The 18,906-nt window shown below is 55.8% G+C and carries 15 protein-coding genes, 2 rRNA genes and 1 riboswitch; of the genes, 9 read left to right on the plus strand and 8 right to left on the minus strand.

From position 1 onward, the window contains the following. A 23S ribosomal RNA gene (locus HV157_RS12895) occupies positions 1-2,906 on the minus strand. Between the two features lie 208 nt (positions 2,907-3,114). Beyond that, a 16S ribosomal RNA gene (locus tag HV157_RS12900) occupies positions 3,115-4,654 on the minus strand. The 16S and 23S rRNA genes sit together here, the layout of an rRNA operon. Positions 4,655-5,217: 563 nt before the next feature. Between HV157_RS12900 and purH the strand changes: the two genes are divergently transcribed. Both purH and purD read left to right on the plus strand, forming a co-directional pair. Then, positions 5,218-6,807 (plus strand): bifunctional phosphoribosylaminoimidazolecarboxamide formyltransferase/IMP cyclohydrolase, encoded by a 1,590-nt coding sequence (gene purH / locus HV157_RS12905; RefSeq protein ID WP_047954909.1) that lies wholly within the window; start codon positions 5,218-5,220, stop codon positions 6,805-6,807. Between the two features lie 15 nt (positions 6,808-6,822). Further along, positions 6,823-8,115 (plus strand): phosphoribosylamine--glycine ligase, encoded by a 1,293-nt coding sequence (purD, locus tag HV157_RS12910; protein WP_182268113.1) that lies wholly within the window; start codon positions 6,823-6,825, stop codon positions 8,113-8,115. Positions 8,116-8,158: 43 nt separating this feature from the next. On the opposite strand, the gene HV157_RS12915 is transcribed toward purD, so the two are convergent. From HV157_RS12915 to nudC, 6 genes are all read right to left on the minus strand, one after another. After that, positions 8,159-8,851: a DUF1481 domain-containing protein gene (locus HV157_RS12915; protein ID WP_020882988.1), complete on the minus strand. Its 693-nt coding sequence runs from the start codon at positions 8,849-8,851 to the stop codon at positions 8,159-8,161. A gap of 11 nt (positions 8,852-8,862) precedes the next feature. Beyond that, positions 8,863-9,135: a nucleoid-associated protein HU-alpha gene (hupA, locus tag HV157_RS12920; RefSeq protein WP_002445246.1), complete on the minus strand. Its 273-nt coding sequence runs from the start codon at positions 9,133-9,135 to the stop codon at positions 8,863-8,865. Positions 9,136-9,321: 186 nt separating this feature from the next. Beyond that, the gene (locus tag HV157_RS12925) at positions 9,322-9,912 is read right to left on the minus strand and encodes a YjaG family protein (RefSeq protein WP_014168169.1); all 591 of its coding nucleotides are present in this window, start codon (positions 9,910-9,912) and stop codon (positions 9,322-9,324) included. Between the two features lie 44 nt (positions 9,913-9,956). Then, positions 9,957-10,625: a deoxyribonuclease V gene (nfi, locus tag HV157_RS12930; protein ID WP_025206412.1), complete on the minus strand. Its 669-nt coding sequence runs from the start codon at positions 10,623-10,625 to the stop codon at positions 9,957-9,959. A gap of 9 nt (positions 10,626-10,634) precedes the next feature. Beyond that, on the minus strand, positions 10,635-11,699 hold the full coding sequence (gene hemE, locus HV157_RS12935) for a uroporphyrinogen decarboxylase (protein ID WP_020882986.1): 1,065 nt from the start codon (positions 11,697-11,699) through the stop codon (positions 10,635-10,637). 38 nt (positions 11,700-11,737) lie between these two features. Beyond that, entirely contained in the window at positions 11,738-12,511 is a 774-nt protein-coding gene (gene nudC / locus HV157_RS12940) for an NAD(+) diphosphatase (RefSeq protein WP_032679367.1), read from the minus strand. A 95-nt stretch (positions 12,512-12,606) separates the two neighbouring features. Between nudC and HV157_RS12945 the strand changes: the two genes are divergently transcribed. The 7 genes from HV157_RS12945 (at position 12,607) to thiH (ending at position 18,755) form a co-directional block, all read left to right on the plus strand. Further along, on the plus strand, positions 12,607-13,104 hold the full coding sequence (locus HV157_RS12945; protein ID WP_014168165.1) for an Rsd/AlgQ family anti-sigma factor: 498 nt from the start codon (positions 12,607-12,609) through the stop codon (positions 13,102-13,104). Between the two features lie 98 nt (positions 13,105-13,202). After that, a riboswitch (TPP riboswitch) is annotated at positions 13,203-13,312 on the plus strand. A 78-nt stretch (positions 13,313-13,390) separates the two neighbouring features. Then, a complete protein-coding gene (thiC, locus tag HV157_RS12950; protein ID WP_182268112.1) occupies positions 13,391-15,286 on the plus strand; it encodes a phosphomethylpyrimidine synthase ThiC in 1,896 nt (631 codons plus the stop codon). Continuing rightward, entirely contained in the window at positions 15,286-15,921 is a 636-nt protein-coding gene (thiE, locus tag HV157_RS12955) for a thiamine phosphate synthase (protein WP_182268111.1), read from the plus strand. Before thiC ends, thiE begins: the two co-directional genes overlap by 1 nt. Then, a complete protein-coding gene (locus HV157_RS12960; RefSeq protein WP_014168162.1) occupies positions 15,914-16,669 on the plus strand; it encodes a HesA/MoeB/ThiF family protein in 756 nt (251 codons plus the stop codon). The genes thiE and HV157_RS12960 overlap by 8 nt, the downstream gene beginning before the upstream one ends. After that, the gene (gene thiS / locus HV157_RS12965) at positions 16,653-16,853 is read left to right on the plus strand and encodes a sulfur carrier protein ThiS (protein WP_014168161.1); all 201 of its coding nucleotides are present in this window, start codon (positions 16,653-16,655) and stop codon (positions 16,851-16,853) included. The genes HV157_RS12960 and thiS overlap by 17 nt, the downstream gene beginning before the upstream one ends. Before the next feature lies 1 nt (position 16,854). After that, positions 16,855-17,625: a thiazole synthase gene (gene thiG, locus HV157_RS12970; protein ID WP_014168160.1), complete on the plus strand. Its 771-nt coding sequence runs from the start codon at positions 16,855-16,857 to the stop codon at positions 17,623-17,625. Further along, positions 17,622-18,755, plus strand: coding sequence for a 2-iminoacetate synthase ThiH (thiH, locus tag HV157_RS12975; protein ID WP_182268110.1), 1,134 nt, complete (start codon positions 17,622-17,624; stop codon positions 18,753-18,755). Before thiG ends, thiH begins: the two co-directional genes overlap by 4 nt. The last annotated feature ends 151 nt before the right edge of the window (positions 18,756-18,906 follow it).

Consider the following 18,906-nt stretch of genomic DNA (forward strand, 5'->3'; position numbering starts at 1 on the left):
AAGGTTAAGCCTCACGGTTCATTAGTATCGGTTAGCTCAACGCATCGCTGCGCTTACACACCCGACCTATCAACGTCGTAGTCTTCAACGTTCCTTCAGGAGACTTAAAGTCTCAGGGAGAACTCATCTCGGGGCAAGTTTCGTGCTTAGATGCTTTCAGCACTTATCTCTTCCGCATTTAGCTACCGGGCAGTGCCATTGGCATGACAACCCGAACACCAGTGATGCGTCCACTCCGGTCCTCTCGTACTAGGAGCAGCCCCCCTCAATTCTCCAGCGCCCACGGCAGATAGGGACCGAACTGTCTCACGACGTTCTAAACCCAGCTCGCGTACCACTTTAAATGGCGAACAGCCATACCCTTGGGACCTACTTCAGCCCCAGGATGTGATGAGCCGACATCGAGGTGCCAAACACCGCCGTCGATATGAACTCTTGGGCGGTATCAGCCTGTTATCCCCGGAGTACCTTTTATCCGTTGAGCGATGGCCCTTCCATTCAGAACCACCGGATCACTATGACCTGCTTTCGCACCTGCTCGAGCCGTCACTCTCGCAGTCAAGCTAGCTTATGCCATTGCACTAACCTCCTGATGTCCGACCAGGATTAGCTAACCTTCGTGCTCCTCCGTTACTCTTTGGGAGGAGACCGCCCCAGTCAAACTACCCACCAGACACTGTCCGCAACCCGGATTACGGGTCTACGTTAGAACACCAGCCATTAAAGGGTGGTATTTCAAGGTTGGCTCCACGCAGACTGGCGTCCACGCTTCAAAGCCTCCCACCTATCCTACACATCAAGGACCAGTGTTCAGTGTCAAGCTATAGTAAAGGTTCACGGGGTCTTTCCGTCTTGCCGCGGGTACACTGCATCTTCACAGCGAGTTCAATTTCACTGAGTCTCGGGTGGAGACAGCCTGGCCATCATTACGCCATTCGTGCAGGTCGGAACTTACCCGACAAGGAATTTCGCTACCTTAGGACCGTTATAGTTACGGCCGCCGTTTACCGGGGCTTCGATCAAGAGCTTCGCGTTACCGCTAACCCCATCAATTAACCTTCCGGCACCGGGCAGGCGTCACACCGTATACGTCCACTTTCGTGTTTGCACAGTGCTGTGTTTTTAATAAACAGTTGCAGCCAGCTGGTATCTTCGACTGATTTCAGCTCCACCCGCAGGGGCTTCACCTACATATCAGCGTGCCTTCTCCCGAAGTTACGGCACCATTTTGCCTAGTTCCTTCACCCGAGTTCTCTCAAGCGCCTTGGTATTCTCTACCTGACCACCTGTGTCGGTTTGGGGTACGATTTGATGTTACCTGATGCTTAGAGGCTTTTCCTGGAAGCAGGGCATTTGTTACTTCAGCACCGTAGTGCCTCGTCATCACACCTCAGCGTTAACAAGGAACCGGATTTACCTGGAACCTCCGCCTACATGCTTAAACCGGGACAACCGTCGCCCGGCTAACATAGCCTTCTCCGTCCCCCCTTCGCAGTAACACCAAGTACAGGAATATTAACCTGTTTCCCATCGACTACGCCTTTCGGCCTCGCCTTAGGGGTCGACTCACCCTGCCCCGATTAACGTTGGACAGGAACCCTTGGTCTTCCGGCGAGCGGGCTTTTCACCCGCTTTATCGTTACTTATGTCAGCATTCGCACTTCTGATACCTCCAGCACCCCTCACAGGACACCTTCAACGGCTTACAGAACGCTCCCCTACCCAACAACACATAGTGTCGCTGCCGCAGCTTCGGTGCATGGTTTAGCCCCGTTACATCTTCCGCGCAGGCCGACTCGACCAGTGAGCTATTACGCTTTCTTTAAATGATGGCTGCTTCTAAGCCAACATCCTGGCTGTCTGTGCCTTCCCACATCGTTTCCCACTTAACCATGACTTTGGGACCTTAGCTGGCGGTCTGGGTTGTTTCCCTCTTCACGACGGACGTTAGCACCCGCCGTGTGTCTCCCGTGATAACATTCTTCGGTATTCGTAGTTTGCATCGGGTTGGTAAGCCGGGATGGCCCCCTAGCCGAAACAGTGCTCTACCCCCGAAGATGAGTTCACGAGGCGCTACCTAAATAGCTTTCGGGGAGAACCAGCTATCTCCCGGTTTGATTGGCCTTTCACCCCCAGCCACAAGTCATCCGCTAATTTTTCAACATTAGTCGGTTCGGTCCTCCAGTTAGTGTTACCCAACCTTCAACCTGCCCATGGCTAGATCACCGGGTTTCGGGTCTATACCCTGCAACTTAACGCCCAGTTAAGACTCGGTTTCCCTTCGGCTCCCCTATACGGTTAACCTTGCTACAGAATATAAGTCGCTGACCCATTATACAAAAGGTACGCAGTCACCCCATAAAAGAGGCTCCCACTGCTTGTACGTACACGGTTTCAGGTTCTTTTTCACTCCCCTCGCCGGGGTTCTTTTCGCCTTTCCCTCACGGTACTGGTTCACTATCGGTCAGTCAGGAGTATTTAGCCTTGGAGGATGGTCCCCCCATATTCAGACAGGATACCACGTGTCCCGCCCTACTCTTCGAGTTCACAGCCTGTGTGCTTTCGTGTACGGGACTGTCACCCTGTACCGTGCGACTTTCCAGACGCTTCCACTAACACACAAGCTGATTCAGACTCTGGGCTGCTCCCCGTTCGCTCGCCGCTACTGGGGGAATCTCGGTTGATTTCTTTTCCTCGGGGTACTTAGATGTTTCAGTTCCCCCGGTTCGCCTCGTTAACCTATGTATTCAGTTAACGATAGTGTGTCGGAACACACTGGGTTTCCCCATTCGGACATCGCCGGGTCAAAGGTTCATATCACCTCGCCGGCGCTTTTCGCAGATTAGCACGTCCTTCATCGCCTCTGACTGCCAGGGCATCCACCGTGTACGCTTAGTCGCTTAACCTCACAACCCGAAGATGTTTCTTTCGATTCATCACCGGTTTGCGAAAATTTGAGAGACTCGAACACACATTAACTGTGTGTCGTTTCAATTTTCAGCTTGATCCAGATTTTTAAAGAGCAAAGTTTCACAATGCACTTCGCAGTACATTTTGAAATTTATCATTCATCAGACAATCTGTGTGAGCACTACAAAGGCAGGTTCTTTAAGGTAAGGAGGTGATCCAACCGCAGGTTCCCCTACGGTTACCTTGTTACGACTTCACCCCAGTCATGAATCACAAAGTGGTAAGCGCCCTCCCGAAGGTTAAGCTACCTACTTCTTTTGCAACCCACTCCCATGGTGTGACGGGCGGTGTGTACAAGGCCCGGGAACGTATTCACCGTAGCATTCTGATCTACGATTACTAGCGATTCCGACTTCATGGAGTCGAGTTGCAGACTCCAATCCGGACTACGACGCACTTTATGAGGTCCGCTTGCTCTCGCGAGTTCGCTTCTCTTTGTATGCGCCATTGTAGCACGTGTGTAGCCCTACTCGTAAGGGCCATGATGACTTGACGTCATCCCCACCTTCCTCCAGTTTATCACTGGCAGTCTCCTTTGAGTTCCCGGCCGGACCGCTGGCAACAAAGGATAAGGGTTGCGCTCGTTGCGGGACTTAACCCAACATTTCACAACACGAGCTGACGACAGCCATGCAGCACCTGTCTCAGAGTTCCCGAAGGCACCAATCCATCTCTGGAAAGTTCTCTGGATGTCAAGAGTAGGTAAGGTTCTTCGCGTTGCATCGAATTAAACCACATGCTCCACCGCTTGTGCGGGCCCCCGTCAATTCATTTGAGTTTTAACCTTGCGGCCGTACTCCCCAGGCGGTCGACTTAACGCGTTAGCTCCGGAAGCCACGCCTCAAGGGCACAACCTCCAAGTCGACATCGTTTACGGCGTGGACTACCAGGGTATCTAATCCTGTTTGCTCCCCACGCTTTCGCACCTGAGCGTCAGTCTTTGTCCAGGGGGCCGCCTTCGCCACCGGTATTCCTCCAGATCTCTACGCATTTCACCGCTACACCTGGAATTCTACCCCCCTCTACAAGACTCTAGCCTGCCAGTTTCGAATGCAGTTCCCAGGTTGAGCCCGGGGATTTCACATCCGACTTGACAGACCGCCTGCGTGCGCTTTACGCCCAGTAATTCCGATTAACGCTTGCACCCTCCGTATTACCGCGGCTGCTGGCACGGAGTTAGCCGGTGCTTCTTCTGCGGGTAACGTCAATTGCTGCGGTTATTAACCACAACACCTTCCTCCCCGCTGAAAGTACTTTACAACCCGAAGGCCTTCTTCATACACGCGGCATGGCTGCATCAGGCTTGCGCCCATTGTGCAATATTCCCCACTGCTGCCTCCCGTAGGAGTCTGGACCGTGTCTCAGTTCCAGTGTGGCTGGTCATCCTCTCAGACCAGCTAGGGATCGTCGCCTAGGTGAGCCGTTACCCCACCTACTAGCTAATCCCATCTGGGCACATCTGATGGCAAGAGGCCCGAAGGTCCCCCTCTTTGGTCTTGCGACGTTATGCGGTATTAGCTACCGTTTCCAGTAGTTATCCCCCTCCATCAGGCAGTTTCCCAGACATTACTCACCCGTCCGCCACTCGTCACCCGAGAGCAAGCTCTCTGTGCTACCGTTCGACTTGCATGTGTTAGGCCTGCCGCCAGCGTTCAATCTGAGCCATGATCAAACTCTTCAATTTAAGTTTGATGCTCGTGAATTAAACTTCGTAATGAATTACGTATGTTCACTCAGAGACTTTGGTATTCATTTAGTGTCCGAAGACATTAAGAATCCATGTCACTTTGAGTGCCCACACAGATTGTCTGATAAATTGTTAAAGAGCAGTTGCGACGCGGCTTACAGCTCACCGTCGCGAGGTGGCGTATATTACGCTTTCCTCTTTCAGAGTCAACCCTGAAGTTCAGGATTTTTTCTCTTCAACCGACCGGGTTAACTGTGAAGTGATTCACATCTGCCGTGTCGATGGAGGCGCATTATAGGGAGTTCTCAGCAGGCCGCAACCGCTAAATGACAGAAAAATGACTGACTGCTGCATTCCCCAGCAAAACCCCGCCTTATACCCTTTTACGCACAGACTTATCCACAGAGATACGAAAAAGTGAAAATTCGCGAGCGTTGCGCAAACGTTTTCGTTAAAATGCTCGCGCTTAACAAGGATGCCTCGTCAGGTGTGTTAGATGAGTTTTTCGCTGGAAAATTCATCTAACGCTCTCTGTAATCGTGAAATCCAGGGGATTTACCATGCAACAACGTCGTCCAGTCCGCCGCGCTCTGCTCAGTGTTTCTGATAAAGCCGGTATCGTCGAATTCGCTCAGGCACTTTCTGCACGCGGTGTGGAGCTGCTTTCTACAGGTGGTACCGCTCGCCTGTTAGCAGAGAAAGGTCTGCCGGTAACCGAAGTGTCCGATTACACCGGTTTTCCGGAAATGATGGATGGACGCGTCAAGACCCTGCACCCGAAGGTCCACGGCGGTATTCTTGGCCGTCGCGGCCAGGACGACGGCATTATGGAAAAGCATGATATCGCGCCAATCGACATGGTCGTCGTTAACCTCTACCCGTTCGCACAGACCGTTGCCCGCGAAGGCTGCTCTCTGGAAGACGCCGTCGAAAACATTGATATCGGCGGCCCAACCATGGTGCGCTCAGCGGCTAAGAACCATAAAGATGTTGCCATCGTGGTGAAGAGCAGCGACTACAACACCATTATTAATGAGATGGATGCCAACGAAGGGTCGCTGACGCTGGAGACGCGTTTCGACCTCGCCATCAAAGCATTCGAGCATACCGCCGCGTACGACAGCATGATCGCCAACTACTTCGGTAGCCTGGTGCCTGCTTATCATGGCGAAAGCACTGAACCTTCCGGCCGCTTCCCGCGTACGCTGAACCTGAACTTCATTAAGAAGCAGGATATGCGTTACGGAGAGAACAGCCACCAGCAGGCTGCCTTCTATATAGAAGAAGAGGTAAAAGAAGCCTCTGTTGCGACCGCACAGCAGGTTCAGGGCAAGGCACTCTCCTATAACAACATCGCTGACACCGATGCAGCGCTCGAGTGCGTGAAAGCGTTCAGTGAACCCGCCTGCGTAATCGTGAAGCACGCGAACCCATGTGGCGTAGCGGTAAGCACCTCCATTCTCGACGCCTATGATCGCGCGTATAAAACCGACCCAACCTCCGCATTCGGCGGCATTATCGCCTTCAACCGCGAGCTGGACGCTGACACAGCACAGGCCATCATCTCCCGTCAGTTTGTCGAAGTGATCATCGCTCCTTCTGCATCCGACGAAGCCCTGAAAATCACCGCGGCAAAACAGAACGTGCGCGTACTGGTGTGTGGCCAGTGGGATGAGCGCGTACCGGGTCTGGACTTCAAACGCGTGAACGGCGGTCTGCTGGTTCAGGATCGCGATCTGGGCATGGTTACCGCGGGCGATCTGCGCGTCGTGACGAAACGCCAGCCTACCGAGCAGGAACTGCGTGACGCGCTGTTCTGCTGGAAGGTCGCGAAGTTCGTGAAATCCAACGCGATTGTCTATGCAAAAGAGAACATGACCATCGGAATAGGCGCAGGCCAGATGAGCCGCGTTTACTCCGCGAAAATTGCCGGTATCAAAGCGGCCGATGAAGGTCTGGAAGTGAAAGGCTCGGCAATGGCCTCTGACGCCTTCTTCCCGTTCCGTGACGGTATCGACGCTGCTGCGGCAGTGGGCATTACCTGTGTTATCCAGCCTGGCGGCTCAATCCGTGACGACGAAGTCATTGCCGCTGCTGACGAACACGGCATTGCGATGATCTTCACCGACATGCGTCACTTCCGCCATTAATCCACGGAGCAGAAAATGAAAGTATTAGTCATTGGTAATGGTGGGCGCGAGCATGCTCTGGCGTGGAAAGCGGCTCAGTCGCCGCAGGTGAAAACCGTCTTTGTGGCACCGGGTAATGCCGGTACTGCGCTGGAACCCACGTTACAGAACGTCGCTATCGGCGTGACCGATATCCCGGCCCTGTTGAGCTTTGCTCAGCAGGAGAAAATCGATCTGACCATCGTGGGTCCGGAAGCGCCGCTGGTGATTGGCGTCGTTGACGCCTTCCGGGCTGCTGGTCTGCAAATCTTCGGCCCAACGGAAGGGGCTGCACAGCTGGAAGGTTCGAAAGCCTTCACCAAAGATTTCCTCGCACGTCATAACATCCCGACGGCGGAATATCAGAATTTCACCGAAGTAGAGCCAGCCCTGGCTTACTTACGTGAAAAAGGTGCGCCTATCGTTATCAAAGCCGACGGTCTGGCCGCCGGTAAAGGCGTTATCGTGGCGATGACGCTCGAGGAAGCCGAAGCCGCGGTTCAGGATATGCTGGCAGGCAACGCCTTTGGCGATGCGGGCCATCGCATCGTGATTGAAGAGTTCCTTGACGGTGAAGAGGCGAGCTTTATCGTGATGGTCGACGGCGAGCATGTTCTGCCGATGGCCACCAGCCAGGATCATAAACGCGTTGGCAATGCAGATACCGGGCCGAACACCGGCGGTATGGGCGCTTACTCCCCTGCCCCTGTGGTCACTGACGAAGTGCATCAGCGCACCATGGACCGCATTATCTGGCCAACCGTCAAAGGCATGACTGCTGAAGGTAATACTTACACCGGTTTCCTCTATGCAGGCCTGATGATCGACAAGCAGGGCAATCCGAAGGTGATTGAGTTCAACTGCCGCTTCGGCGATCCGGAAACGCAGCCAATCATGCTGCGCATGAAATCTGACCTGGTGGAACTGTGTCTTGCCGCCTGTGAAGGTAAGCTGGATGAGAAAACGTCTGAGTGGGATGAACGTGCTTCTCTGGGCGTGGTGATTGCTGCAGGGGGTTATCCAGGCAATTACAACACCGGTGATGAGATCCACGGTTTACCGCTGGAAGAAGTGGAAGGCGCGAAGGTATTCCACGCCGGCACGAAGCTGTCTGACGACGATCGCGTGCTGACCAATGGCGGCCGTGTACTGTGCGCGACCGCGCTGGGTCACACCGTTGCAGAAGCACAGAAGCGTGCCTATGCGCTGATGGCAGATATTCACTGGAACGGTAGCTTTAGCCGCCAGGATATCGGTTATCGCGCAATTGCGCGTGAGCAGGGCGAGTAATTCTTCAGCCAGCCCCTCTCCCGTCAGGGAGAGGGGACGTCACTCAAAAACTCTTTTCTGTCGGCTGCCAGGTGCAGAAGTCTTCGTTCGCGACCAGCAGCAGTTGAGAACCTTCCGGCGCTTCCAGCCACGCCACACTCACTTCCATGGATGAATGCCGCTGACGGCGCTCAATATGTTCGGTTGCCCAGGCTTCAAGCTCAGGCTTAACGGTTTGCCCTTCGCAGGTTGTTACCGTGCCATCGGCATGCCAGCGCCCCTGACGCAGCACAACGCGTCCCTGACGCAGCGCATCGCTGGTCTGGCGGATTTGTTCGGCACGATAACGATAGAGTGCGACTTGATCGCTGGAAAGCTGCTGTTTTTGACCGCTGACTTCCCGCTGCATAAAGCTCAGCTCGCCATGGTCATCAAAACGCACTTTCACATGTTCGGGGGTCTTGCTGTAGACATTCAGTTCTATCAGCGACAGGTCATCGCCCTGCCAGCGATACTCCGCGGTCGACGTATTGCCGTTATGCCACGGACTGAAAGCAGAAAGCAGATGCACTTCGCCGCCAGAATCTTTGCGCCAGATCCTCACCGCGCCCTGGTTGTCAGCGTAGCCGCTGGCGGTAAACGGTGGCAGAGAGGTGTCGTGGCTACAGGCGGACAGAAACATCACGCCCGCCAGCGCGAAAAGACCGCGCCAGACAGACAAAAGGGGCGTTGCCGCCCCTTCGTTAAAACTGTTCACTGCCACGCGTCTTACTTAACAGCGTCTTTCAGTGCTTTACCAGAAACAAATGCCGGCACGTTAGCTGCGGCGATTTTGATTTCTTTACCGGTCTGCGGGTTGCGGCCAGTACGCTCAGCGCGGTGGTTCACTTTGAAGGTACCGAAACCAACCAGTTGTACAGCATCACCTTCTTTCAGAGACTCAGTAATAGCAGCCAGGGTAGATTCCAGAGCAGCTTTAGCCTGCACTTTAGACAGATCAGCCTTGTCCGCAATTACATCAATCAGTTGAGTCTTGTTCATAAGTTATCCTTTCAATGTGTTTATCGCTTGCTAAGCATCGAGTGCGACGAAAATGCCAAAAAAGCACTCTCCTGCATACACGCACCGATAGCCACTTTTTTTCGCCCCCCAAATGTAGACCAGACAAGGGGCGAAAGGGAAGAGTCGAGGAGCGACAAAACGAGCGTTATATCAAGTTTTGTTGTCTCATTGGTTAAAAATTATACCAATATTGCTCTCACCAGCCTCACGTAAGTCCGCACGGAGCCCTTTTATCAGCTCAATATCGCGTTCTTCACACTCTGCCAGCAGGCGGAAAATTTCCCACTGGATATCCCATTCCTGCTCAACCGCGGGGTTCACTCGCAGCTCTTCGTCGGTCATTTCGCGACCTTCCTGGGTCATTTCCAGCATCGCGACGGTCGTAATGGATGCCTTGCTGACTTCGATAGCATGCTCCAGCGTTTCACCGCTCAGACGGGAATGAATCAGTTCGCTTAATGCCACGCAGGCATCAATGGCCGGATAGACACCATACAGGTCGTAGTCATCCGCCGCCGGGATCGCCTCTTCAAGCTTTTCAAGCTGAGAGTCGAAGTTCACCTTAGCGTCTTTGACCGTCAGCGTCTCCCAGATTAAATCCAGGATGCGGCGATAAATCTGCCCTTCACCAAAGCCTGTCTGCTTGCAGAACGCGGCATAGTTGGGATACATGCGCTCGCACAGGCAAGCCATAAAAGTCACGTGCTGCCAGCTTTCCAGCTTCTCAAGGCGCAGATGAATCGGGTTTTGTAGCATGATGAGGTCTCGAATCGAAAATTAGCCGCAGTTTACCTGAATCATCACTGAATTTCTTGCCAACGCGTAAAAGCCGGACGCCCTGACGCTACCGCATCAGCCCAGCGGGTGGGCTCCGGTAAGCGATACCCTTTCATGCAGCGTTGCACCCAGGCCAGCGCACTGTCCGTGCTCACCCGATGCCCGGTGGCGATAAACAGGGGGTTACAACGTGCTTTACTGCGCCAGACCCACGCCAGTTGCTCACCCTTATCGATGAGAGGTGCCAGCGCGCCTGGCTCGGCGGAGAGCGGCTCAAACGCACCGCACAGACGTTTTTTAGCCACACCGATGGTGGGGACATCCACCAGCAGCCCAAAATGGCTGGCGACGCCTAAGCGGCGCGGATGAGAGATACCATGGCCGTCGACAAACAGCAGGTCGGGTTTTTGCGAGAGTTGCTCCCACGCTGCCAGCAGCGCGGGATATTCACGGAATGAGAGAAAGCCAGGAATGTACGGCATGGTGGTGGCGATACGCGCCACCTTGTACTCCACCAGTTCCAGCGAGGGATACTTCAGCAGCACCATTGCCGCCCGCGTCACTTCACCTCCCTGCTCAAACCCCACATCTGCTCCGCCAATGTACTGCGGCGGGTCTGTGTCCAGACGATCCTCACGGATCACAGATGAGGCCAGTTCTATCTGTTGAGCGCGTAATGACGCGAGATCCATAACCACTCCTTACTGATGATAATGTGCAGAAAGTCGGTGCACCGCCTCCACAAACGCGCCAGCGTGTTCTGGCGGTACATCCTGATGAATACCGTGCCCGAGGTTGAACACGTGTCCTTCGCCCTGGCCGAAACCAGCGAGAATGGAGGCCACCTCTTCCTCAATACGGGCAGGCTGAGCATAGAGCATAGACGGGTCCATGTTGCCCTGCAGCGCCACTTTGTCACCCACGCGACGGCGCGCATCGGCAATATCGGTTGTCCAGTCGAGACCCAACGCGTCACAGCCGGTTGCGGCCATGGCTTCCAGCCACTGCCCGCCGCCTTTGGTGAACAGCGTCACCGGCACCCGGCGACCTTCGTTTTCACGCAGCAGGCCATCGACGATTTTATGCATGTAATACAGCGAGAACTGCTGGTAATCGCGCCCGGTCAGCACGCCGCCCCAGGTATCGAAAATCATCACCGACTGCGCGCCTGCTTTAATCTGCGCGTTAAGATAGAGTGTGACGCTCTTCGCCAGCTTGTCGAGCAGCGTATGCAGCGCCTGTGGCTCCGCGTACATCATCTTTTTAATGACGGTAAAGGCTTTGCTGCTGCCACCTTCCACCATATAGGTCGCCAGCGTCCACGGGCTGCCTGAGAAGCCAATCAGCGGCACTTCGCCTTTCAGTTCACGGCGAATTGTGCGCACGGCGTTCATCACATACCCCAGCTCCTGCTCAGGATCCGGTACCGGCAGCTTATCAACGTCGGCTTTGCTTTTGATCGGGGAGGTGAAACGCGGACCTTCACCGGTTTCGAAATAGAGCCCAAGGCCCATGGCATCCGGAATGGTCAGAATGTCCGAAAAGAGAATAGCGGCATCCAGCGGGTAGCGGCGCAGCGGCTGGAGCGTCACTTCGCAGGCCAGCTCGGCATTTTTGCACAGCGACATAAAATCACCCGCCTGCGCACGCGTGGCTTTGTACTCTGGCAGATAGCGCCCCGCCTGGCGCATCATCCACACCGGGGTGACATCAACGGGCTGGCGCAGCAGCGCACGCAGATAACGATCGTTCTTCAGTTCGGTCATTTTGCAGTTCCTTATTGCGTCAGTCCGTGAGTGTAACACTACTCATACTCGGCCCGACACATTGCCACGGTATCTTCTATCAGCCGACGGGCTACCGTTCCCGGCGGGGGTAACAGTGGCAAATCGTCATAACGGTACCAGTTCGCGTCCAGCAGCTCTTTCTGGTCGATAACAATCTCACCGCTATCGTATTCGGCCATAAACGCCGTCATCAGCGACTGCGGGAACGGCCACGGCTGAGACGTTACGTAACGCAGGTTCTTCACCCGGATCCCGCTCTCTTCCATCACTTCACGCGCCACCGCCTGCTCCAGCGTTTCGCCCACTTCAACGAACCCGGCAAGAACAGTATGAATGCCGTTGCGATGGCGGGTATGTTGCGCCAGCAGGATGGAATCGTCACGCCGGATAGCGACGATAATGCACGGCGCAATCTGCGGATAATAGCGTTCACGGCAGTGGCTGCAGAGCATGGCCCACTCGGTTTTGCTCGGGTGCATGGTATGCCCGCAGTAGCCGCAGTATTTATGCGATCGGTAAAACTCGGCCAGCTGCACGCCACGGCCTGCCAGCTGGAACAGGCCCACATCAAGATCCAGCACCTGACGAACGGATCCCATGTCCTGGCGGCGAGGCTGCTGGATCAACCACACCGGCTCCCCTTGCCACTCGCCGATCTTCAGTGCAGGCTGACCAACGAGATCGAAACGATCGGCAGTGCCATGGGGTATTTCCCCACCGGGTAGCCATAATTTTTGTTCGTGACTGACAATCCACCAACCCAGATCTGATTTTTCAATAATACGATCCATATCTATTGCACTACCTTCGCTTCACTGACATGTTGTTAGCATTGTGGTTACATTTTGGATAAGCAGAATCAATTCTAAACCTTGCGGAGTCGAACATGTTAAACCAGCTAGAAAGCCTGACTGAGCGCGTTAGAGGAAGTAACAAACTGGTGGATCGCTGGCTACATGTGCGCAAGCATCTACTCGTGGCTTATTACAATCTGGTCGGTATTAAGCCTGGCAAAGAATCGTTTATGCGGCTGAATGAAAAAGCGCTGGATGATTTTTGTCAGAGCCTGGTCGACTACCTGTCCGACGGCCATTTCAATATTTATGAACGCATTATCCGCGAAATGGAAGGCACTAGCCCGTATTTAACGGCATCCAAACTCTACCCGCTGCTGGAAGCCAATACCCAGCAGATCATGAATTACTACGATTCAACCCTCGAGAACGCCATCGATCACGACAACTACCTTGAGTTTCAACAGGCGCTGTCCGATCTCGGCGAAGCGCTGGAAGAGCGATTCTCGCTGGAAGATAAGCTGATCGCCCTCGTACTGGATAACGATTCTAAGGCCAGCAACGAAGATAACATCGCGCGGCCTGCTTGAGTTCTTAATCGTTAACGAGTAGTTTACAAACATTCGCCCCTCTCAGGAGGGGGTATTACACGAAATCATTCATGCGATAGCGTGAACGATGGCGTGTAAATTTCTTGTCGGAGTGCCCAGTGTGAAAGCACGGGCTGAGACCGTTAATTCGGGATCCGCGGAACCTGATCAGGCTAATACCTGCGAAGGGAACAAGAGTAAAACTGCTGTAGTATCGCCCCCGGGCGATCTCCTCTTGCTTCATCCGTCGTCTGACAAGCCATGTCCTTCACTTTTGGAATGAGCTATGTCTACTACTAAACTGACCCGCCGCGAACAGCGCGCACACGCCCAACATTTCATCGACACCCTGGAAGGCACCGCTTTCCCGAACTCTAAGCGTATTTACATCACCGGCTCTCAGGCGGGTATCCGCGTTCCGATGCGCGAAATCCAGCTTAGCCCGACGCTTCTTGGCGGCAGCAAAGAAAACCCGCAGTATGAAGACAACGAAGCCGTGCCAGTCTACGACACGTCTGGCCCATACGGCGATCCTGATGTGGCCATTAACGTGCAGCAGGGGCTGGCAAAACTGCGCCAGCGCTGGATTGACGCGCGTAACGACTGCGAAGAACTGACGGTTCGCAGCTCTGCCTACACCAAAGAGCGTCTGGCCGACGACGGCCTGGACGAACTGCGCTTCGCGGGCCTGCTGACGCCGAAACGTGCGAAAGCGGGCAAATGCGTCACCCAGCTGCACTATGCGCGTCAGGGGATCGTCACCCCGGAGATGGAGTTTATCGCCATCCGTGAAAATATGGGCCGTGAGCGCATCCGTAGCGAAGTGCTGCGCCACCAGCATCCGGGCGAAGGTTTCGGTGCCCGCCTGCCGGAAAACATCACCCCGGAGTTTGTGCGCGATGAAGTGGCCGCTGGCCGCGCGATTATCCCCGCCAACATCAATCACCCGGAATCTGAACCGATGATTATCGGCCGTAACTTCCTGGTGAAGGTCAACGCTAATATCGGTAACTCCGCGGTCACCTCCTCCATCGAAGAAGAGGTCGAGAAGCTGGTCTGGTCAACGCGCTGGGGCGCGGACACGGTAATGGATCTCTCCACCGGGCGTTATATCCACGAAACCCGCGAGTGGATCCTGCGTAACAGCCCGGTGCCTATCGGAACGGTGCCGGTCTATCAGGCGCTGGAGAAAGTGAACGGTATCGCTGAAAACCTCACCTGGGAAGCGTTCCGCGACACGCTGCTGGAGCAGGCTGAACAGGGTGTAGACTACTTCACCATCCACGCGGGGGTGCTGCTGCGCTACGTGCCGATGACCGCGAAGCGTCTGACCGGCATTGTCTCGCGCGGGGGCTCAATCATGGCGAAGTGGTGTCTGTCTCATCATCAGGAAAACTTCCTCTACGAACACTTCCGCGAGATCTGCGAAATCTGTGCCGCTTACGACGTCTCGCTGTCGCTGGGCGACGGCCTGCGCCCTGGTTCCATTCGTGATGCCAACGACGAAGCGCAGTTTGCTGAACTGCACACGCTGGGCGAGCTGACCAAAATCGCCTGGGAGTATGACGTGCAGGTGATGATTGAAGGCCCGGGCCATGTCCCCATGCAGATGATCCGCCGCAATATGACGGAAGAACTGGAGCACTGCCATGAAGCACCATTCTATACCCTGGGGCCGTTGACCACCGATATTGCCCCGGGTTACGACCACTTCACCTCCGGAATTGGTGCGGCAATGATCGGCTGGTTCGGTTGCGCCATGCTCTGCTATGTGACGCCAAAAGAGCACCTCGGTCTGCCCAACAAAGAGGACGTGAAGCAGGGGCTTATCACCTACAAAATTGCCGCCCACGCTGCGGACCTGGCGAAAGGCCATCCGGGCGCGCAAATTCGCGATAACGCGATGTCGAAGGCCCGCTTTGAATTCCGCTGGGAAGATCAGTTTAACCTCGCGCTCGACCCGTTTACCGCCCGCGCCTATCACGACGAAACCCTGCCGCAGGAGTCGGGCAAAGTGGCCCATTTCTGCTCCATGTGTGGGCCAAAATTCTGCTCGATGAAGATCAGCCAGGAAGTGCGTGACTACGCCGCCGCGCAAACCATTGAAGTGGGCATGGCGGATATGTCAGAAACCTTCCGCGCGAAAGGCGGCGAAATCTACCTCAAAAAAGAGGAGGCGTAATGTACCAGCCCGATTTCCCACCCGTGCCCTTTCGTTTGGGGCTCTACCCGGTGGTGGACAGCGTGGAGTGGATTGCCCGCCTGCTGGAGGCAGGTGTACGCACGCTGCAGCTACGCATCAAAGATAAACGCGATGAGGAGGTGGAGAACGATGTCGCCGCCGCCATCGCGCTGGGGCGTCGGTCTCACGCCCGCCTGTTTATCAACGACTACTGGCGACTGGCGATAAAGCACCAGGCCTACGGCGTGCATCTGGGTCAGGAGGACCTGGAGACCACAGACCTGAATGCCATCCGGGAAGCCGGTTTGCGCCTGGGTGTCTCGACCCATGACGATATGGAGATTGACGTGGCGCTGGCGGCACGCCCTTCGTACATTGCGCTTGGACACGTCTTCCCGACGCAAACTAAACAGATGCCCTCCGCGCCACAAGGGCTGGTACAGCTGGCGGCTCACGTGAAGCGTCTTGCGCAGTACCCGACCGTGGCCATCGGCGGGATTAGCCTTGAACGCGCGCCGGCCGTGCTGGATACCGGTGTCGGCAGTATCGCCGTCGTCAGTGCCATCACCCAGGCCGCAGACTGGCAGGCCGCCACCCGGCAGCTCTTACAACTGGCAGGAGCAGGCGATGAATGATCGTGACTTTATGCGCTATAGCCGCCAGCTCCTGCTGGAGGATATCGCCATCGACGGGCAGCAAAAGCTGCTCGCCAGCCGGGTTTTGATTGTCGGGCTGGGCGGATTAGGCGCGCCTGCCGCGCTCTATCTGGCCGGTGCAGGCGTGGGCACGCTGGTACTGGCCGATGACGACGAGGTGCATCTTAGCAACCTGCAGCGTCAAATCCTCTTTACCACCGAGGATATCAACCAGCCCAAAGTACACATTACCCGCCAGCGTCTGAACCAGTTGAACCCGGATATTGAGCTCATTGCGTGTCAGGAGCGGCTCAGCGGCGACAATCTGCTCCGAGAAGTCGCCCTGGCCGACGTGGTGCTGGACTGCACCGACAATATGGCAACCCGCCAGGCGATCAACGCCGCCTGTGTCGCAAAAAATACGCCGCTTATCACCGCCAGCGCGGTGGGATTCGGCGGGCAGATGATGGTCCTGACACCGCCATGGGCGCAGGGCTGCTATCGCTGTCTGTGGCCAGACGATGCTGAGCCAGAGCGTAACTGTCGCACCGCGGGCATTCTTGGCCCGGTTGTGGGGGTGATGGGTACCCTGCAGGCGCTCGAGGCCATCAAGCTGCTCAGCGGAATGGAGACCGAGCGCAACACGTTGCGGTTATTTGACGCCCGCTCCAGCGGATGGCGTCATCTGGCGTTACACCGTGCCAGCCACTGCCCGGTATGCGGAGGCGGCAATGCGCATTCTGTTTAACGATGAGCCGATGAAATGCGAGGACGGGCTCACCGTTGCCGTGCTGCTCGATAAGCTTCGCCAGCTCAAGCCGGGAACGGCGCTGGCGCTCAATCAACAGATCCTGCCGCGCGAGCAGTGGGAACATCAGCAGGTCAGTGAAGGCGACCAGATCCTGCTGTTTCAGGTTATCGCAGGGGGCTGAGATGTTACGTATTGCCGATAAAGTCTTTGATTCACATCTGTTTACCGGAACCGGGAAATTCGCATCACCCCAGCTGATGGTCGATGCCATCCGTGAAAGCGGCAGCCAGCTGGTCACGCTGGCGTTAAAGCGCGTGGATCTGCGCCATCACAGTGATGCCATTCTGGCGCCTTTACTGGAAGCTGGCGTCACGCTACTGCCAAATACTTCCGGCGCGAAAACGGCCGAAGAGGCCATTTTCGCCGCTCAACTGGCGCGTGAAGCGCTCGGCACACGCTGGCTGAAGCTGGAAATTCACCCGGATGCTCGCTGGCTGTTGCCCGACCCGATCGAGACGCTGAAAGCGGCGGAAAAGCTGGTACAACAAGGGTTCATCGTTCTGCCTTACTGCGGTGCCGATCCGGTACTCTGCAAACGTCTGGAAGATGTTGGCTGCGCCGCCGTTATGCCGCTGGGCGCGCCTATTGGCTCCAACCAGGGGCTGGAAACCCGGGCAATGCTGGAGATCATCATTGAGCAGGCCACCGTGCCGGTGGTGGTGGATGCGGGTATTGGTGTACCAAGCCATGCCGCGCAGGCGCTGGAGATGGGGGCGGACGCGGTGCTGGTAAACACGGCCATCGCGGTTGCCGACGATCCGGTCATGATGGCGCGCGCGTTTCGCATGGCGGTGGAGGCTGGCCTGCTGGCACGGCAATCAGGCCCTGGCTCACGCAGTTTTCAGGCGCAGGCCACCAGCCCGCTGACCGGTTTTCTGGAGGCAATCTCATGACCACCTTTACCGACCGCTGGCGGCAGCTTAACTGGGACGACATTGCCCTGCGCATCAACAGCAAAACGCCGGTCGACGTCGAGCGCGCACTGAATGCACGCCATCTGACCCGCGACGATTTAATGGCCCTGCTCTCCCCTGCGGCCAGCGCTTACCTGGAACCGATGGCCCAGCGCGCCCAGCGTCTCACCCGACAGCGCTTTGGCAACACGGTGAGCTTTTACGTCCCGCTCTATCTCTCAAACCTGTGCGCCAATGACTGTACCTACTGCGGCTTCTCCATGAGCAACCGCATTAAGCGTAAGACGCTTGATGAGGAGGAGATCGCGCGCGAGTGTGTGGCCATCCGGGAAATGGGCTTCGAGCATCTCCTGCTGGTCACCGGTGAGCACCAGGGCAAAGTCGGGATGGACTATTTCCGCCAGCACCTTCCTGCCATTCGTCGTCAGTTCGCCTCGTTGCAGATGGAAGTGCAGCCCCTGTCGCAGGATGAGTATGCGGAGCTCAAAACGCTCGGACTGGATGGAGTGATGGTCTATCAGGAAACGTACCACGAAGCGACCTACGCACGGCATCACCTGAAGGGCAAGAAACAGGACTTCTTCTTCCGCCTTGAAACACCGGACAGGCTCGGACGTGCCGGGATCGACAAAATTGGCCTTGGTGCGCTGATTGGGCTTTCCGATAGCTGGCGCGTGGATTGTTACATGGTGGCGGAACATATGTTGTGGCTCCAGCAGCACTACTGGCAGAGCCGCTACTCCATCTCCTTCCCCCGGCTGCGCCCGTGTGCTGGCGGGATTGAACCGGCCTCACTTATGGACGAGCGCCAGCTGGTACAAACGATCTGCGCGTTTCGCCTGCTTGCCCCGGAGGTTGAATTATCGCTCTCAACACGTGAATCACCGGCGTTCCGCGACCGCGTGATCCCGCTTGCGATAAACAACGTGAGCGCATTTTCCAAAACACAGCCGGGCGGTTACGCCGATGATCACCCTGAACTGGAGCAGTTTGCCCCGCATGATGGACGACGTCCGGAAGCGGTCGCCGCGGCCCTGAGCGCACAGGGGCTGCAGCCGGTCTGGAAAGACTGGGACAGCTGGCTGGGAAGAGCCTCGCAATTACGCTGAAACATACTGCAACTCCGCAGAAATAAAACGAGGCGGCACGGAGAGTCACAACCGGATGATTGTCAGCTATCGTCCGGTTTTTTATTGTCATGTGGTCAGCAACGGACGCTGACCAGGGCGAAAAGCTTCTTCCTCGTTTCGCCCTGCCTCT

This window comes from Enterobacter sp. RHBSTW-00318 (genome assembly GCF_014101375.1).
GTDB classification, from domain to species: domain Bacteria; phylum Pseudomonadota; class Gammaproteobacteria; order Enterobacterales; family Enterobacteriaceae; genus Enterobacter; species Enterobacter ludwigii.

Excerpts from the sequence above, each read along its gene's own strand:
- HV157_RS12925 (WP_014168169.1), bottom strand. The coding sequence starts at position 9,912 with ATGCTACAAAACCCGATTCATCTGCGCCTTGAGAAGCTGGAAAGCTGG.
- thiS (WP_014168161.1), top strand. The coding sequence starts at position 16,653 with ATGCGCATTCTGTTTAACGATGAGCCGATGAAATGCGAGGACGGGCTC.
- HV157_RS12945 (WP_014168165.1), top strand. The coding sequence starts at position 12,607 with ATGTTAAACCAGCTAGAAAGCCTGACTGAGCGCGTTAGAGGAAGTAAC.
- thiH (WP_182268110.1), top strand. The coding sequence starts at position 17,622 with ATGACCACCTTTACCGACCGCTGGCGGCAGCTTAACTGGGACGACATT.
- thiC (WP_182268112.1), top strand. The coding sequence starts at position 13,391 with ATGTCTACTACTAAACTGACCCGCCGCGAACAGCGCGCACACGCCCAA.
- HV157_RS12960 (WP_014168162.1), top strand. The coding sequence starts at position 15,914 with ATGAATGATCGTGACTTTATGCGCTATAGCCGCCAGCTCCTGCTGGAG.
- purD (WP_182268113.1), top strand. The coding sequence starts at position 6,823 with ATGAAAGTATTAGTCATTGGTAATGGTGGGCGCGAGCATGCTCTGGCG.
- nudC (WP_032679367.1), bottom strand. The coding sequence starts at position 12,511 with ATGGATCGTATTATTGAAAAATCAGATCTGGGTTGGTGGATTGTCAGT.
- hupA (WP_002445246.1), bottom strand. The coding sequence starts at position 9,135 with ATGAACAAGACTCAACTGATTGATGTAATTGCGGACAAGGCTGATCTG.
- thiE (WP_182268111.1), top strand. The coding sequence starts at position 15,286 with ATGTACCAGCCCGATTTCCCACCCGTGCCCTTTCGTTTGGGGCTCTAC.
- nfi (WP_025206412.1), bottom strand. The coding sequence starts at position 10,625 with ATGGATCTCGCGTCATTACGCGCTCAACAGATAGAACTGGCCTCATCT.
- purH (WP_047954909.1), top strand. The coding sequence starts at position 5,218 with ATGCAACAACGTCGTCCAGTCCGCCGCGCTCTGCTCAGTGTTTCTGAT.
- thiG (WP_014168160.1), top strand. The coding sequence starts at position 16,855 with ATGTTACGTATTGCCGATAAAGTCTTTGATTCACATCTGTTTACCGGA.
- hemE (WP_020882986.1), bottom strand. The coding sequence starts at position 11,699 with ATGACCGAACTGAAGAACGATCGTTATCTGCGTGCGCTGCTGCGCCAG.